The sequence below is a fragment of the Janthinobacterium rivuli genome, from assembly GCF_009208735.1.
Lineage (GTDB): Bacteria > Pseudomonadota > Gammaproteobacteria > Burkholderiales > Burkholderiaceae_D > Janthinobacterium.
In genome coordinates, this window is sequence record NZ_WFLJ01000004.1 from 109,165 (window position 1) to 125,040 (window position 15,876).

Below are 15,876 nucleotides of genomic sequence, written 5' to 3' on the forward strand. Positions count from 1 at the left end.
CTATGCGCTGACTGCTCAGCCACCGACATTTACAAAAACATGATAACGTCAACTGCAGGGGCAAGTCCATTCCTTAGGGCAATCTTTTAACGATACGTACGCTCGCAACGCCACACACCGTTACGCGGCCGTGCTGCTGATCCCGAACAATTCCAGCCTCAGCCCTTTTATGCCGGACGGCACGTAGATCGCAATCGCCTGGGCCTTGATCATGCTGTCATAAATACTGCCTTTGTTATCGATCGAAAAGTAATACGTATTGGGCCGTACTGGCACCTCGGCAGGAACCTGGGCCATATGGCGCAACTCGGCCCCCGGAAGTGCCCGGCTCAGTAATAGGTCGATATTGTCCGGAGATGAAATCTTGAACTGCAACGGCACTGTGGCGACCAGCTCCAGCGCCGGCATATCGGCGTTTACCGCAAGACAGAGTTCGGTCTGACGGTCAATCCGCTTGGCATCGAGCAAGCCGTGATAGTGGGTGTTTTGTTGCGTGTCGTTGGCCAGCGCAATCGGGAAGTAACGCGACAGGAGCACGGTATCGATCAAGTCGCGAATGATGCCATCGAGCTTGCCGAAACCGGGAGCCGCATCATCGTGACAATAAGCCGGCAAGTCGCTCAGTGTGTATTTTTTCGAAAACGTCATCAAGCCACCCGCCAATGCCATCAATTTTTCAAACAGATGCACGGGATGGTGGCGCCCGTAACTGGCGCAATGACGGAGCGTGGCGCTGGCCGTGCTCAATGTATGGAGCATCCAGAACGAGGAAACGTCCCCGCCATGAAATTCCACCGTATTGTTACCAGGCTGACGGTGGCGGCCGTATAGCGCCTCGATCTTCGCACCCATGCGATCGAGCAGCGAATCGAGCATTTTCTGCAGTGCAGACTCGGCGCTGATGGTCAGGCCAGGCGGGATGAAGGAGGTGTCGATTTCAAAGCCGCCATTGCCTGCGCGGTACAAGCGGATCACCGGGATGGCAAGATAATCATGCAGGGGGTCCAGTTGCGACAGCAGATGCACGCGTTTCTTCAGGTAAGCCACGGCTATGCTGACTGCCTCGCTGTACAGGTCCGGGGTTTCGATATCCGCCTGGACATAGCGCGCGCCTGCGGTGCTCACATTGCCGCCATGTGCCTGCAGCGCCGGAAGCGCGGCATAAAAAGTAAAACCATGTTCGCTGGAAGGCAGCTTGGACAGGTCAACCGCACCGGGCAATACATCGCCAAGCGGCGCTTCAAACAGCTCTCCATCCTGAAAGACGAGCGACATGCTGTCCGCCCGCAAGCTATTGTTGGCCAGTGCATCCGCATTCCAGCGAATGCACTGCACGCCCCACAAATGTGGATTAATGAGCGAGGCCAGACGTTGCAGACGCGCCTCATGGTAGCGGTCCAGCTGCTGGAATTGCTGGGGACCGATGGCCAGGCCCTCGGACCAAAGTAATTTGGACGGCAATGTCATTGCGTTCTCCATGTTGACCGTTGGAATCATGCTGCCTAGCCAGTCTGATGTTGCCAGCTTGGAAGTCCTTGATATTGCGCAGCAACCCTGTCCAATTATTTGCGCAAACGCAATTTACCTTTGAGCAAACGCTCGGATACTGGCCATTCCGCCGCAGAGACACAGGAAAAAAGATGGAGGATTTGCTGCCGTATTTCGAGCGCGAGCTGGTGATGCTGCGGCGACATTGCCGTGAGTTCTCCGAACGCTATCCGCGAATCGCCGGCAAATTGCACATGTCCGGCGAGTCTTGCGAAGATCCGCACGTCGAACACTTGATCGAATCGGTGGCCATGCTGGCGGCACGCATCTCGAAGCGGCTCGATGACGACTATCCGCAATTTACCGAAGCCTTGTTCGAAGCCCTGTTCCCCCATTATCTGCGCCCCGTCCCATCGTGCACCATCGTGCATCAGCCCCCTCCAGCGGCCGGGGCCGGCGTATTGCACCTCCCGGCCGGCAGTGAAATGGACGCAACGCCGGTGCGCGGCGTGCGCTGCCGCTTCAAGACGGCCTACGACATGACGAGCGGGGCATCGGTACTGGACAACGCGGTTTTCGATGCGATGATCAAGGCGCCGCCAGGCGTACGCCTGCCCGCGTCGGCCAGCTCCTCGCTGAACATCGGTATCCGGCATCTCGATGCGCCGCCCGTCTCCCTGCGCGTTTTCATCGATGGCGAAGCGTCGTTTTCCGCCGCATTGCGCAATGCCTTGTTCATGCAGACAGTCTGCGCGTTTGTGTCACCCGACGCAGGGCAATGGATGGCCTTGCCCGCCTTGCCTGTGACGCCCGTCGGCTTCGGCGACACGGATGCCTTGATACCTTTCGGCGCCCGTTCGCAGCCGGCCTACCGCATCCTGAGCGAGTATTTTGCGTATCCGGAAAAATTCAATTTCTTTGACATCGATATGGCGGCGCTGAGTTCTGCCGTGCCGCCTGGTTGCAAGAGCTTTACCCTGCATCTGTGCATGGCAGGCCTGCGCCCCGATTCCGCCGCGGCGCGCATGTTGTCCAGTATTTCCAGCGAAAACCTGAAGCTGGGCTGCAGCCCGGCGATCAACCTCTTCCGCCAGGAAGGCGTGCCCATTGCCGTGACCCGGCAAAAAACCGACTACTCCGTGCTGGCCCATGCCACCCATGCCCATGGCTACGAAGTCGTCAATGTCGACGCGGTGCGTCTGTTGCGCCAACGCGGCGGCGAAAGCACGCTGACCGAATTTCGCCCGCTGTACAGCCTGCGTCATGGCGAAGGCGCGGCGCAACAGGGCCATTACTGGGTCGTTCGCCACGACATGGCGTTGGCCATCAAAAGTCCTGGTCACGAAAAGAAAATCACGCTGGTCGATGGCGACTTCAATCCCTTGATCCATGAAAAGGCCAGCCTGTCATTGTCGCTGACCTGCAGCAACCGCGACCTGCCGCTATCGCTCAAATACGGCCAGCAGCAGGGAGACTTGCAACCGTGCGGCGGCGGAACTGCACTGCACATGCTGCGGCGCCCCAGCCAGCCACGCCGCTTTTCACCGGGCGCGGGCCTGCACTGGCGCCTGATTTCGCACCTGACGCTGAATCATCACGCGCTGGTCCAGGAGGGGCTGCCGGCCCTGCGAGAAATGCTGACGCTGTATGACCTGTCCCAGTCGGCAAGCTCGCAGCGCCAGATCGGCGGCATCGTCGCGCTGGCGCACTCGCCCACCACGACATGGCTGCGACACAGACGCGGCACCTCGCTGGCGCATGGCGTGGAGGTACGCATCACGCTGGACGAGGAAGCGTTCGTCGGCAGCGGCATGCACCTGTTTGTGCAGGTGATCGATCACTTCCTTGGGCTGTACGTGCAAATCAACAGTTTCATCGAATTGGTCGTGCTGTCACTGCAAAGCGGAGAGGTGCTGATCCGATGCAAACCAAGAAGCGGATTGCAGAATCTGGTGTAGTGCACCACTTGCTGGCCGAACCCTACCGCTACCAATTCGTGCAGGCGGTGCGTATTCTGCTGTGTTGGCTACGTCGGCAGAACGTGTCCCATGCGCAAGCCTTCGGCCAGGTGTTGCGCTTCAAGAACAGCTTGTCCTTGAGTTTTCCTGCCAGTGAAATTGAACAACTCACGCTCGATGACAATGAACAACTGAGCCTGACTCCGACGTTCATGCGTTTTCTGGGTGTCGGCGGCACCTTGCCCTTGCACCATTCGGAACGCATCGCCGCCTACCGTTTGTCGAGCAAAGACGCCGGCGTCTCGGCCTTCCTCGATATCTTTTCGCACCGCATGATTTCGCTGCATTACCAGGCGTGGGAAAAATATCGCATCGAGTCAGCATTCGAAACCCGGGCACAAGATGAGCAACTGCCTTTGCTGATGGCACTGGCAGGTGTCCGGCGCACTGCGCTGCCGTCGCGTGGTGAAGCCGATACCGTGACGCAGGATGTTGCGGCCTGGTACGCGGGCCTGCTGCGCTGCCGCCCCGTCTCCGCGCAAGCGATCGGCCCCGTATTGGCCGAGTACTGCGGCGTACCGATTTCCCTGCAACAATTTGTCGGTGGCTGGGACTATCTGGAAAAAAATCGGCGCAGCCTGCTGGGCAGTGCCAACTTCACCCTGGCGCGCGGCGCAACTATTGGCCTGCGGCTGTGGCGCCAGGACATGCGCGTCTGCCTGCATATCGGCCCGCTGGATCCCGCCGGCCTGCAACGCTTCCTGCCGCGCAGCACAGGCGCGGCGGCGCTGTCAAAGATGCTGGCGCTGTTTGGTGTACCCGACCTGCAATATGAAGTACGGCTGATATTGAGTCCGCCATGCATTACCCCCCTGCTCCTGAGCTCCAAGCCCTCAGAAAGACGGCGCCTGGGCTGGACGACATTCCTGCGGACGGCACAAGGCGAGGTACGCGGCGCCGAAGTGCGTTATCTGCTGCAGCTGACTTGAGCAATCCATATCTCAAAAGCGAGGCACACATGAAACATGAGGGACGCGGCGTCATCCGGCTAGGCGATGCAACCGATCACGGCGGCAAGGTTACCAGTGCATCGTCCGGCAGCACCGTGATGGGGAAGATGGCGGCGCTGGCCGATGACACGACCTTCTGCCCGAAGTGCAAGGGCAGCTTTCCGATCACGCCGGACGGCGCCGGCGCCAAACACATGGGCAAGCCGTACGCCTATGACGGCGATGCCACCGCCTGTGGCGCCCACCTGATCACATCGCTATAACGGAGGCAAGCCATGCATGCAAGCATACAGGCGGCACTTTCGGCCTTCGACCTCGCCGCACAGGAACGGCGCCTGCTGAAGATCGAGTTCCCCCACGAAGATGGACCGGCCGGCGCCATCCTGCTGGTCAATTCGCTGACGGCCAGGGAGGAGGTGTCGCGCGACTTCCGCTTCGAGGCCGAATTGCTGTCAGATGACGCGCACATCGCGCTCAAGGCCATGTTGGGTCGCATGGTCACCATTTCCATGGTGCGCGACGATGGTTCGCTCCGTTACTTTAACGGCTATGTGGGCGAGTTTTGCCTGCTGCGCGCCGATGGCGGCTTTGCCTGGTACCGCACGGTGCTGCAACCCTGGCTGGCCTTCGCCCGACTACGCCAGGACAATGTGTCCTTTCATGGCCAAAGCGTGATGCAGCTGACCGAAACAACGTTTGCCCACTATGAGCAGCGCGACTGGAAAACCAGCATCCATGGCGACGATCCACAGATCACCTGTGCCAACCAGCACAATGAAACCGACTACAACCACCTGCACCGTCGCTGGGAGGCGCTGGGCTGGCATTACTGGTACGAGCACCGCGCCGATGGTCATACGCTTTGGCTCGCAGACAACAGCACCTTGGCGGACATGATCGCCACGGTGTCCGGCGACGGCGCCATGCCTTTTCACTCCGAATCGGGTTCCATGGAAGACGATGGTCTGCAACAATGGCAAGCCATACGCCGGATCGGCTCCGGGCAACTGACCTTGGCCAGTTTCGACTATAAGAATCCCCGGCCGCGCCTGGCCAGCGGCTACTCATTAAATCGCCAGGGTGATGTATTTGCGCACGAACTGTATGAAAACACGGGCGCTTATGGCTATAAGAATGTCGATGAGGGAGAAGCGCTGGCACAGCGCCGCATGGAAGAAAGCGACCATCTGCGCCAGTACTTCGAGGCTGCCGGCAATCACCGTGGCGCACAACCTGGCCTATGTTTTCGGCTCGATGGACATTTCAGCGGCGAGGAAAAACGCTACCAGCCCGGCCAGGAACGCCCCGACAGCATTGCCGAACGCGAATACCTGATCCTGTCAGTCGAGCATACCGCCAGCAACAATTATCAAGCGGGTTCCAACGCCCCCTCGCACTATGCCAACAATATGGTATGCGTGCGCCGGGACATCCGCTGGCGGCCTGGCCGTGGCTACAACAGCACACCGTGCGTGGTTGCCGGCGTACAGACGGCGCTGGTGGTCGGGCCGGCCGGGGAGGAAATCCATACCGATGCGCTGGGACGCATCCGCCTGCAATTTCACTGGGACCGCCTGGGGGAATTCGATGAGCGCAGCTCGCCATGGATACGGGTCATGATGCCGATGGCGGGTCCGCAAATGGGACACATCGCCTTGCCACGCGTGGGTCAGGAAGTCGTCGTGCAATTTCAGGACGGCAATATCGACCACCCGATCGTCATCGGCGTGGTCTACAACAGTGCGAACCTACCGCCGTGGCAACTGCCGCAGCAGCGTGCCCTGTCCGGTGTGCGCAGCCGCGAACTGGGCGCCCGCAGCGCCAACCAACTCGTGCTCGACGATACCAAGGGCGCGATCCAGGCACAGCTGCGCAGCGAGCACCAGGATAGCCGCCTCTCGTTGGGCAACATCACGCGCATCGACGACAACGCCGGCCGCAAGGAGGCGCGCGGCGTGGGCTTTGAACTGGCCAGCAATGCCTGGGGCGCCCTGCGCGCGGCCAAAGGCATGCTGATCACCACGGAAACACCGGCAGGCGGCGGCTCGGTCAAGCAACTCGACGAAACACAGGCCCGCCTGGCGCAAGCGCACCAACTGCAAGTGGGATTAGCCAGCATGGCCGTCGACGCAGGTGCGCAAGATGGCGCCGCGCAACAAGGCGCCGTGGCCGACGCCATCCAGCGGCAAAACGCCGCCATCAAGGGGAGCGCCGGCGATTTCCCGGAGTTGGCCGAACCGCATTTGCTGCTGGCCAGTCCAGCCGGCATCGAGCTGAGCACGGCTCAGTCGATCCACCTGGCCGCCAGCGAGCATGTGGCGCTCACCAGCAACAAGCATATTTCACTCGCCAGCGGCGACAGCATCTTTGCCAGCATCGCCAAGACCTTCAGCCTGTTCGTGCACAAGGCCGGCATGAAGCTGATTGCCGCCAGCGGCAAGGTATCCATCCAGGCCCACAGCGACGAGGTGGAAATCCTCGCCCAGAAAGTGCTGTCGCTGATCAGCGAGGCGGACTGGGTCAACATCAAAGGCAAGAAAGGCGTACGCCTGCACGGCGCCAACCACATGCTGGAAATCAGCGACAAGGTGCAGTTCTTCACTTCCTCACCCGTGCTCTTCAACGGCAACCTGGAAACCTTGGCGCCGAAGAGCGTGTCGCAGGAATTCAATGAACGGCCACACAGCAGTTTCGATCAGGAGGTCTTGCTAGTGAATGCCGACGATACGCCAGCTGTTGGCATTGCTTTTGAAATCCTGCGCGATGACGGCAACGCGGTTGGCAAAAGCGCGGAGGATGGTTCCACGCAACTACAAAAATCCACTGGCATGGAAAGCTACATCATTCGCTATAAGGGAGAACTGCCATGAGTAAATGTGATGACTTGAATAACCGCGGCAATCATCCTGCAAAATTTACTCAAGGCGTGGGAGGCTGGGCGGAACTCGCCGTTTCGATGACGGAAACAAAAGATACTACTCGACACGACGTCACTGTGCCACCAGGCAAAGTAATTCCTGTCATTTTCCTGCCAGGCGTAATGGGCAGCAATCTAAGGATGAGCAAAGTTCGCCAAGAAGAATTGCGTCGTCCAGACAATCGGGCATGGCGGCCAGACGATATGATGGGTGCGGGGGGCAAGACGGCCGTCCTAACAGGCAATGGCTTGGGTGGCTGGTTCAAAGATGCGTCGCCACGGCAGCGTCAATTGGTGTTTGATCCCACAGAAACCGAGGTCGAGTACTACCATTACACCGAAAGCAACAGCCGCTTCGATCCGGATGGTGCGGAAACCAGAGCTGCAGATGCACGGCATCAAAATGTTCCAGACAGCTTTACACCGATTCCTCCTTTGATGGGAACGAACAGGGTCGCGACAACAACACGGCCGAATCAAGGTAGAGCCTGCTCATATCAAAGCCCTGCACAAATAGCCCGTTGGCGAGGATGGAGTGAAGTGTTATTTGCCGGTGCGTACGGAACAATGTTGCGGGCTGCCGAATTGCATCTCAACAACATGATTTCCGACGGTAAACCACATCCTGTTTGGCGTCAAACGAGTGGGCTTGGCGCACTGCTTTTGCAAGATCCCACAAATTTTGGCGCGTCATCTGGCAAAGCCATTAGCGTCAGCGATTTAAAGAAAATTTCTCCCTGTTGGTATCCCGTGCATGCGATGGGTTACAACTTTATCAAGAGCAATGGCGAATCTGCCGTCACGATTGCAGAACGACTACGCGGCCTGGTCAAAGGCTATCAGCAACGCGGCTTCAAATGCAACGAAGTCATCATCGTCACGCACAGCATGGGGGGCTTGCTGGCCCGTGCATTGATACACCCCAGCTATGGAAAGATGCTTGATGATAAAGATGTAAAAATCCTCGGCATTTATCACAACGTCATGCCCACCATTGGAGCCGCAGGAGCGTATAAACGCATGCGTTTTGGCTTTCAGGAAAGAGAAGGGTCGATAGCAAAAATAGAGGCCAGCATTCTAGGCATCGACGGTGAACACGCCACCGCAATTCTGGCAAATGCACCAGCGCCTTTAGAAATGATGCCAGGCGTGGCATATGGCCAGAACTGGCTGAAAATTGTGGATGCCAAGGATAAAGTTTTATGGAGTTGGCCTCGCGACAAGGCGACGGCACTAGACAGTATTTATCTTCAGCCACCCAATGCATGGTGGCGACTAATCAATCCAAACTGGGTAAATCCCGCAGACCTCCCCCGTGAAAAAGGTGGCGGCATAGAAAGAACAATGAGGCGAATAAAAGACGCCGCAGAATTCTTATCATCCATAGAGAAAACCTTCCACTTAAATACTTACGCAAGCTATTGCTCATCCAGCAATTTTTTAAGTTATGGCGATGTAGTATTTAAATTAATTGAAGGTCTGCACAGTGGCTCAAATGACCCCTGGAATAAATTCGAGCCGTTACCTGAAAAATGGAAACTACTTGAGGATGATGCAAAGGGACAACTCCTGGTTCAGGCCGGAGGAAAATTCTTAAAGTTAAAGCTACAGCCAGCCAGTGCACGTGGTGATGGAACGGTACCGTCAGACCGTTCTGCCCGGCACATCACAGGCACACTTTTCGTACACGGCACGACGGAAGCGAATGGTTATGAACACCAGAACAGCTACGCGGATACAAATGTAATGGCATCCATGCTGTATTCCATCGTGAAAATTGCCAAAACAGCAAAATGGGAGTAAACCATGAATAATAAGATAGCGAAAAAATTTTTCCTCACGATTACAGTTATTGCGATGATATTCCTATCCGCCTACGCGAAAAAAAATTCAGCCAAGGAGACCATAATGCCTGGAAATTTTAAGCTTAGTAAACGCTTGGAAACACTATTTTCAAAAACAAAAATTGTATGCTTTGGACGCTATGCAGTAGAAGTTCCTCAAGAAGCACAACTAATATCAGGAGGAACAATACTTCTTTCGGAAATTAAAACCATTCCAGGCGGAATAGCAGAAAAAAATGAAAGCATCGAAGAAGAAATTGAGAAGATAAGAAAAAATAACCGAACATCTGAAATTATATACAATGGGAAAGGCCCAGTAGAAAATAGTTGGCAACTTCAATATTATGATGGTAAATTTTCCAAAGAAGACGGCGATCTATTCTTTAAGACATACGTCATGAAAGAAAAGCATATATTCATTCTTGATGGTTCAATTCGAAAAGGTGAATCGATAAAAAGTGCCACCGAAAATCAGCTATTCCGCGTCAATAGTTTGCGTCTGCGCGATGAGGAGGAAGTTCCCAATGAACCTGGCTACTGCGTCAAACATGGCTTCATGAGCGACAACAAGTATGAGAGTCAGGAAATGGCGGATGCAGGCCTATATTTCCCCAGCTTGCCAGATGTGACCTTTTCCATTACCTCAAATAAGGACGCCTACGGCGATTACCCTCCTGCTGAATATAATGCAAAAGTACGCGGGAAATTATCATTGCTTGCCCGCATCCAGGAAGCGAAAGACCAGCAAGGCAAGAATTACCCTCCTCGTACTCTGCTACGCGAAGGCAAACGTGACGTGCAGCACTGGCATGGCGAGGAATCGTTGATACTGCGTACCGATGGCGTGCACGATTTTGAATGGACGCTGGTGGGTACGCCGCGCGATATCGCCTATCCAGCGGTATTGGAAGCATCCTTGTACACCAAAGTCGCCCACAACATGGTCGGCGCCGCCGAAGCCGCGTCGCTGACTGATGAAGAAGCGATCGCCTTGTGGGACAAGCTGCTGTCCGGCCTGAAGTTCCGGGTGAAGGTGCCGGGTGCGCCGCCCGGTTCGTACTACATCGATCCGGACCAGCCAGCGCAGTGACGGCTGGATAAGCTCAAGCTGGCGCCTTGCAAGCCATTGCGCTAGCATGCTCCTTTTGCCCGGAAAGCGTCCATGCCCATCACCCTGCGCCCCGCCCTGCCCTTTGACATCGACGCCCTGTGGGCCCTGCGCACCGTGGCCGTGCGTGTCAGTTGCGCCACGCACTATGCGCCGGAGCAAATTGCCGTATGGACGGCTTCGCCCGTGCCGCCTGCATATGTCGCCATGCTGGCCGCGGGCGGCGGCATCGTGGCGATGCAGGACGAGGCCATTGCCGGCTACGCCATGCTGAACGTCGACAAGCACGAAGTCGATGCCGTGTTTGTCGATCCGGCGCGCGCGGGGCTGGGTATCGGCAAGCGCCTGCTGGCGGCGCTGGAGCAACTGGCGCGCCAGCGCGGCATGGCGCGTCTGCACCTGTCCGCGTCGCTGAACGCCGTGCCGCTTTACCAGGCCGCCGGTTTTATTGCCTTGCGCGCGGAAGCGTATGCCCATCCGAGCGGCATCAGCCTGGCCAGCGTGGCGATGGAAAAGGTGCTGCCACCCATCTGAGCCTTCAGTCAGGCGCCGCGCCGGCATCGGACTCGGCCAGGCATTGCTGCAGCTTCGCGATCAGCGCGCGCACTTCGTCGTCGCCCAGGTCCAAACGGGTCGCCCTGCGCGCCGACGGCGATCAGGCAGATGGCCGAGCCGTCGTACCAGGCGTCCAGGCGTGCCTTGCCCTCATTCATATTGCTCTGATTCATGTTGCAAATCCTTCAGTAAATCGGCCGGCGCCGCGACGCTGACGCTGCCTTGTGGCACGGGAAACACGGAAGCCAGCTGGCCATTGCTCGCCATGCCAGGCAGCCACTTGTTCAGAAAATCGTCGAGCGCGATGGCGCGCGGCTGGCAATGCTCCCAGTCACCGCTGGCGCACGCTTGCGCGAATGCCGCTTCCGGCCAGAACGGGATGGCCACCTTGGCGCCGACTTGCGCCGTGGCCCAGCCATCGCGGTGCAAGCCCCACACTTCTTGCGTATCGGCTACCTTGCGCACAAAGTAGGCATGGCGTTCGGCGGACGGCAGCCCCGCCACCTGCTTGAATTTGTCAGGATGCATGGTCGTTCCCTGCCTCGTCCCATACCCGCAACTGTGGCGTGCACCAGCCCGTCACCATGTCGAGGGCGTCCAGTATCCCGTCTTCCAGCGGCCCCTCCTGCGCGCCGTTCTGCATAGACGGGCGCAGTTCCTGCAGCAAGGCGGCCACTTGCGCCGCCGTCACGCCGCAATCCTTGTAGCGCAGCAAGATGGCGCGCAGCGTCAATAACCCCGCCCTGGCGTCGAGCGCGGCCACCAAGTCCCTGTCAATATCAGCGATGATGGTGTGCGCCATCTCAATCCGCCTCCCAGGCGATGGCGGCCGGCCGCGCGCCGTCCGTCCTGAAAAAGGCGAGAAAGGCACGCTCGCATAGGTCCACCTCCACGCACCAGCTTTCCGGATACACATCCACCTGGCCATTGGCCAGCAGGTAGCTGCATTCCCCCGCTTCCTCCTCGTCACCCAGCGAGTGGAAACTCAGGTCGTCCTGCCCTGACAGATACATCAGCCAGGCGTTGCCGCCATTGCGCAGCATGCACAGGGCCGGCCCCTGTTCCGCGTCCGTGGCCAGGGTCAGCCACAGTTCGCACTGGGCCAGGGCGCGCGCTTCCGTCAGCGCCTGTTCCAGCGCAAGAAGATTGTCGACGGCGCGCGCCTCGCCATGCAGATTCAATTCCATCGTCATGTCTTGCTCCCGCTCAAATCGTTTGTCGCCAGCGCCGTGCTCAGGTAGAGCTTGCCGCTCAGATCTTTCAATAAACTGCTCTGGCGCAAGCGGTCCATCACGGGACCTTTCACTTCAGCCAGGTTCAAGCTGATGCCGCGCTTGGCCAGCGCGCCATTGAGTTCGATCAAGCCCAGCAAGGCCGTGCTGTCGATCTGGTTGACGGCCGACAGCACCAGCACCAGATGACGCGCCGTCGGGTGGCCGCGCAATTCGTCTTCCACCCTCTCCGTCACCGCCTCGACATTGCCAAAGAACAGGCCGGCATCTATGCGCAGCAGCAAAACGTCCGGCAGGGTTTGCGCCTCGTAGCGCTCCACGTTGCGGAAGTGCTCGCTATTCGGGATACGTCCCAGCACGGCGATGTGCGGACGGCTGGCGCGCCAGATCAAGGTGCCCATCGACAACAGCACGCCGATCACCACGCCCGCTTCCACGCCCAGCACCAGCACGCCGGCCGTCGTCGCCAGCAGGGCCAGCGCATCGCTGCGGTCGTAGCGCCACGACAGTTTCAAGGTATCCCAGTCCAGCAGGCTGGACACGGCAAAGATGATGGTGGCCGCCAGCACGGGCAGCGGCAGCAGAGCCAGCCAGCCCGTGGGCGCCACCAGCGCCAGCGCCAGCAGGCCGGCCGTGATGATGCTGGCCAAGGGGGTGTTGGCGCCCGCCTGGAAATTGACGGCCGAGCGCGAAATCGACCCGGTGACGGGAAAGCCGCCCGACAGCGCGCTGGCCACGTTGGCCGCGCCCAGACCCAGCAGTTCACGGTTCGTATGCAGTTTTTCGCCCCGTTTTTGCGCCAGGGTCTGGGCGGCGGACATGCTCATCAGGAAGATGATGAAGGCGATCAGCAGCGCCGGCGACAGCAGGGTGCGCCAATGGGCGCCGGAGGTGGCCAGGTTCAGGCCCGGCAAACCGCTGGGCACGTGGCCCGTCGTTTGCACGCCCATCGCTTCCAGGCCGCCGTAGGCGACGAGCGCGATGCCGGTCAGCACCAGCGCCATCGGCGCCAGGCGCGCGCCCACGTCGGCCGCCACCGGGTTCAAGCCGCAGCGCTGCAGCACGCGCGACGCGTAGCGCTTGGACAGCCACAGGAACAGCAGGCCGGACAGCCCCAGCACGAGGCTGGGCGCATGCCAGTGGGGCAGCGTCGCCCCCAGCAAGGGCGCGATCTGGCCCCAGATGATCAGGATGGCCGCGCCATTGCTGAAACCGCTGATCACGGGGCGCGACAGGAAACTGGCCATGAAGCCCAGGCGCAGCACGCCGCACAGCAGCAGGACGAGGCCGCTGATAAAGGCCAACTGGGCGGCCAGCACGATGTACAGGGAGGAACCGGGGTCGGCCAGCGGCGCCAGCGCGGCGGCCGTCATCAGCGAGACGATGGCCATGGGGCCCACCGATTGCGTCATGCTGCTGCCGAACAAGGCGTACAGCACGGGCGGCAGGATGCTGGCGTAGATGCCCACCACGGGCGGCAAGCCGGCCACCAGCGCGTAAGCCATGCCTTGCGGCACCATCATCATGGCGACCACGATACCGGCGGTGATGTCTCCGGCCAACAGAGGACGCCGGTATTGCCTGAGCCAGAGCAGCATGAATGATCCTGAAATCTGAAAACCGAAGCCTATCATGCGACGAGGCCGGCTGACAGGGGGACGATCAATGTCCGGGGTGGACGATGGCGGCACGCCCCGCTTGCGCCACTCTGTTAGCGAGCGCACCGTCAGGCGCGCGCGCCCCGCAGATACTGGAGTCCAGCATCCGGGAGGCCAGCATGAATGAGAACAAGGATCCGTCCGCAGGTAACTTGCAGCGCAGCATACAGCAGGAGCAAGATCAGAAAGATAAACAGCCCGATGCCGCCAAGCCAGGCAAACGGGACAGCAAGCCGCCCGTGCAGACGGGCAGCCGCAGCCAGCCGGCCCCTCCCCTGCCCGCCCAGCACCTGGACAAGCCCGGCATCGAAGCACAGATGCCATTGAAGCCCCGTTTCCTGGCGCCCGACTACTGCGGCAGCGGCAAGCTGGCCGGCATGGTGGCCATCATCACGGGCGGCGATTCGGGCATCGGCCGCGCCGTGGCCGTGCTGTACGCGCGCGAAGGGGCCGACGTCGCCATCATCTACCTGAACGAACACGCGGACGCCCACGAAACGAAGCGTTACGTGGAAGCGGAAGGCCAGAGCTGCCTGTTGATCGCCGGCGACGTGCGCGAGCAGGGTTTTTGCCAGGACGCCGTGCGTCAGGTACTGGACAAGTTCAACCACATCGACGTGCTGGTCAACAACGCCGCCTTCCAGGAACATGCGGAGTCCTTGCTGGACCTGAGCGAGGAACGCTTCGACCTCACCATGAAAACCAATGTCTACGGTTACTTTCACATGGCCAAGGCCGTGCTGCCCCATTTGCAGCGCGGTGCCTCCATCATCAACACGGGCTCCGTGACGGGCTTGCATGGCTCGAAGCACCTGCTCGACTATTCCACCACCAAGGGCGCCATCCATGCGTTCACCATGGCGCTGGCCGGCAACTTGCTGGACAAGGGCATCCGCGTCAACGCCATCGCGCCCGGGCCCGTCTGGACACCGCTCAATCCGGCCGACAAGTCGCCCGAGGATATCCAGAAATTCGGCGCGGACACGGACATGCGCCGCCCGGCCCAGCCGGAAGAACTGTCGCCCGCCTACGTCTTCCTGGCTTCGCCCGCCTGTTCCAGCTACATCAGCGGCATCGTCCTGCCCGTCACCGGCAGCGTGGGGGAGTAGGCGATGGCGCGCGCACTATGGAAAGGCGCCATCAGCTTCGGCCTCGTGCATATCCCCGTCGAGCTGATTTCCGCCAGCCTCGACCATGAACTGGACTTGTCCATGCTGGACCGGCGCGACTTCGCGCCCATCGGCTACAAGCGCTACAACAAGACGACGGGCAAGGAAGTCGAGTGGGACGACATCATCAAGGGCTATGAATACAAAACGGATGAGTACGTCGTGCTGTCCGAGGAAGATTTGAGACAGGCCAATGTGAAGGCCACGCAAACCATCGCCATCCACACCTTTGTCGATGCCGTCGAGGTGCCGCTGACCTTTTACGAGCATCCGTATTATCTGCTGCCCGCCAAGGGTGGCGAGAAAGTCTATGCCTTGCTGCGCGAAACCTTGCGCAAGGCCAATAAAGTGGGCATCGCCAGCGTGGTCATGCGCACCAAGCAGCATTTGTGCGCACTCGTGTGCGTGGGCGACGCCATCGTGCTCAACACCCTGCGCTATGCCGATGAAATCCGCCCCACGGATGACCTGGACTTGCCCGCCAGCAGCCTGAAGGCGGCCGGCATCACCGACAAGGAACTCAAGATGGCCCTGTCGCTGGTGGACGGCATGAGCGAAGCGTGGGAACCCGGCCAATATCACGACAGCTACCGCGAAGACGTGCTGGCGCTGGTCAAGAAAAAAATCAAGGCAAGGCAGACCAAGACCATCACCGCGCCCGCGCCCGAACCGGCAGAAGAGCACGGCAGCAATGTGATCGATCTGGTCGCCCTGCTGCAGCAAAGCCTGGGCAAGAAAGCGCCCGCGGCGCCGGCCCGCAAGCGCGCGGCCTCGCCCCCTGCCCGCAAGCCGGCACCAGCCAGGCGCAAGGCGGCCTGAAGCACCCGTGCCTGCACAGGAGGCTCGTCAATCATATAAATGCATTGACTTTGATCAAGCTTCTCGCTACGTTATGCACAGGCCTGCCGCCCGGCAAGCCCTGTCATGCGTGCGGAAA

Annotated in this window: 14 protein-coding genes; 9 read left to right on the plus strand and 5 right to left on the minus strand. The window is 59.5% G+C overall.

Translation table 11 applies throughout. The features are described from left to right. Positions 1–120: 120 nt before the first annotated feature. On the minus strand, positions 121–1,467 hold the full coding sequence (tssK, locus tag GCN78_RS06600) for a type VI secretion system baseplate subunit TssK (protein ID WP_152250987.1): 1,347 nt from the start codon (positions 1,465–1,467) through the stop codon (positions 121–123). Between the two features lie 173 nt (positions 1,468–1,640). Between tssK and tssF the strand changes: the two genes are divergently transcribed. The 7 genes from tssF (at position 1,641) to GCN78_RS06635 (ending at position 10,859) form a co-directional block, all read left to right on the plus strand. Next, positions 1,641–3,446: a type VI secretion system baseplate subunit TssF gene (gene tssF / locus GCN78_RS06605; RefSeq protein ID WP_152250988.1), complete on the plus strand. Its 1,806-nt coding sequence runs from the start codon at positions 1,641–1,643 to the stop codon at positions 3,444–3,446. Then, positions 3,410–4,435 (plus strand): type VI secretion system baseplate subunit TssG, encoded by a 1,026-nt coding sequence (tssG, locus tag GCN78_RS06610; RefSeq protein ID WP_152250989.1) that lies wholly within the window; start codon positions 3,410–3,412, stop codon positions 4,433–4,435. The genes tssF and tssG overlap by 37 nt, the downstream gene beginning before the upstream one ends. Positions 4,436–4,464: 29 nt before the next feature. Next, complete coding sequence (locus GCN78_RS06615; RefSeq protein ID WP_152250990.1) at positions 4,465–4,719, plus strand: PAAR domain-containing protein; 255 nt, start codon at positions 4,465–4,467, stop codon at positions 4,717–4,719. A 12-nt stretch (positions 4,720–4,731) separates the two neighbouring features. Continuing rightward, positions 4,732–7,326: a type VI secretion system Vgr family protein gene (locus GCN78_RS06620; protein WP_152250991.1), complete on the plus strand. Its 2,595-nt coding sequence runs from the start codon at positions 4,732–4,734 to the stop codon at positions 7,324–7,326. After that, complete coding sequence (locus GCN78_RS06625; RefSeq protein WP_152250992.1) at positions 7,323–9,176, plus strand: esterase/lipase family protein; 1,854 nt, start codon at positions 7,323–7,325, stop codon at positions 9,174–9,176. Before GCN78_RS06620 ends, GCN78_RS06625 begins: the two co-directional genes overlap by 4 nt. A 3-nt stretch (positions 9,177–9,179) precedes the next feature. Further along, entirely contained in the window at positions 9,180–10,307 is a 1,128-nt protein-coding gene (locus GCN78_RS29250; protein ID WP_226939505.1) for a T6SS immunity protein Tli4 family protein, read from the plus strand. 72 nt (positions 10,308–10,379) lie between these two features. Next, complete coding sequence (locus tag GCN78_RS06635) at positions 10,380–10,859, plus strand: GNAT family N-acetyltransferase (protein ID WP_152250993.1); 480 nt, start codon at positions 10,380–10,382, stop codon at positions 10,857–10,859. A 171-nt stretch (positions 10,860–11,030) separates the two neighbouring features. Here the strand turns inward: GCN78_RS06635 and GCN78_RS06640 are convergent, their stop codons facing one another. The 4 genes from GCN78_RS06640 to GCN78_RS06655 are packed head-to-tail and all read right to left on the minus strand — an operon-like array spanning position 11,031 to position 13,710. Next, on the minus strand, positions 11,031–11,408 hold the full coding sequence (locus GCN78_RS06640; RefSeq protein ID WP_152250994.1) for a DUF2750 domain-containing protein: 378 nt from the start codon (positions 11,406–11,408) through the stop codon (positions 11,031–11,033). Next, positions 11,398–11,682, minus strand: coding sequence for a hypothetical protein (locus GCN78_RS06645; protein ID WP_152250995.1), 285 nt, complete (start codon positions 11,680–11,682; stop codon positions 11,398–11,400). Before GCN78_RS06645 ends, GCN78_RS06640 begins: the two co-directional genes overlap by 11 nt. Before the next feature lies 1 nt (position 11,683). Then, positions 11,684–12,073 (minus strand): Imm1 family immunity protein, encoded by a 390-nt coding sequence (locus tag GCN78_RS06650; protein ID WP_152250996.1) that lies wholly within the window; start codon positions 12,071–12,073, stop codon positions 11,684–11,686. Then, entirely contained in the window at positions 12,070–13,710 is a 1,641-nt protein-coding gene (locus tag GCN78_RS06655) for a SulP family inorganic anion transporter (protein ID WP_152250997.1), read from the minus strand. The genes GCN78_RS06650 and GCN78_RS06655 overlap by 4 nt, the downstream gene beginning before the upstream one ends. Before the next feature lie 179 nt (positions 13,711–13,889). Here GCN78_RS06655 and GCN78_RS06660 point away from each other — a divergent pair, with 179 nt between their 5' ends. Beyond that, on the plus strand, positions 13,890–14,879 hold the full coding sequence (locus tag GCN78_RS06660) for an SDR family oxidoreductase (protein WP_152250998.1): 990 nt from the start codon (positions 13,890–13,892) through the stop codon (positions 14,877–14,879). A 3-nt stretch (positions 14,880–14,882) separates the two neighbouring features. Next, positions 14,883–15,758: a non-homologous end joining protein Ku gene (gene ku, locus GCN78_RS06665; protein ID WP_152250999.1), complete on the plus strand. Its 876-nt coding sequence runs from the start codon at positions 14,883–14,885 to the stop codon at positions 15,756–15,758. Positions 15,759–15,876: the final 118 nt, after the last annotated feature.

Bases quoted from the DNA above. Each gene is read 5' to 3' on its own strand.
- tssK (WP_152250987.1), bottom strand. From the start codon at position 1,467: ATGACATTGCCGTCCAAATTACTTTGGTCCGAGGGCCTGGCCATCGGT.
- tssF (WP_152250988.1), top strand. From the start codon at position 1,641: ATGGAGGATTTGCTGCCGTATTTCGAGCGCGAGCTGGTGATGCTGCGG.
- tssG (WP_152250989.1), top strand. From the start codon at position 3,410: ATGCAAACCAAGAAGCGGATTGCAGAATCTGGTGTAGTGCACCACTTG.
- GCN78_RS06615 (WP_152250990.1), top strand. From the start codon at position 4,465: ATGAAACATGAGGGACGCGGCGTCATCCGGCTAGGCGATGCAACCGAT.
- GCN78_RS06620 (WP_152250991.1), top strand. From the start codon at position 4,732: ATGCATGCAAGCATACAGGCGGCACTTTCGGCCTTCGACCTCGCCGCA.
- GCN78_RS06625 (WP_152250992.1), top strand. From the start codon at position 7,323: ATGAGTAAATGTGATGACTTGAATAACCGCGGCAATCATCCTGCAAAA.
- GCN78_RS29250 (WP_226939505.1), top strand. From the start codon at position 9,180: ATGAATAATAAGATAGCGAAAAAATTTTTCCTCACGATTACAGTTATT.
- GCN78_RS06635 (WP_152250993.1), top strand. From the start codon at position 10,380: ATGCCCATCACCCTGCGCCCCGCCCTGCCCTTTGACATCGACGCCCTG.
- GCN78_RS06640 (WP_152250994.1), bottom strand. From the start codon at position 11,408: ATGCATCCTGACAAATTCAAGCAGGTGGCGGGGCTGCCGTCCGCCGAA.
- GCN78_RS06645 (WP_152250995.1), bottom strand. From the start codon at position 11,682: ATGGCGCACACCATCATCGCTGATATTGACAGGGACTTGGTGGCCGCG.
- GCN78_RS06650 (WP_152250996.1), bottom strand. From the start codon at position 12,073: ATGACGATGGAATTGAATCTGCATGGCGAGGCGCGCGCCGTCGACAAT.
- GCN78_RS06655 (WP_152250997.1), bottom strand. From the start codon at position 13,710: ATGCTGCTCTGGCTCAGGCAATACCGGCGTCCTCTGTTGGCCGGAGAC.
- GCN78_RS06660 (WP_152250998.1), top strand. From the start codon at position 13,890: ATGAATGAGAACAAGGATCCGTCCGCAGGTAACTTGCAGCGCAGCATA.
- ku (WP_152250999.1), top strand. From the start codon at position 14,883: ATGGCGCGCGCACTATGGAAAGGCGCCATCAGCTTCGGCCTCGTGCAT.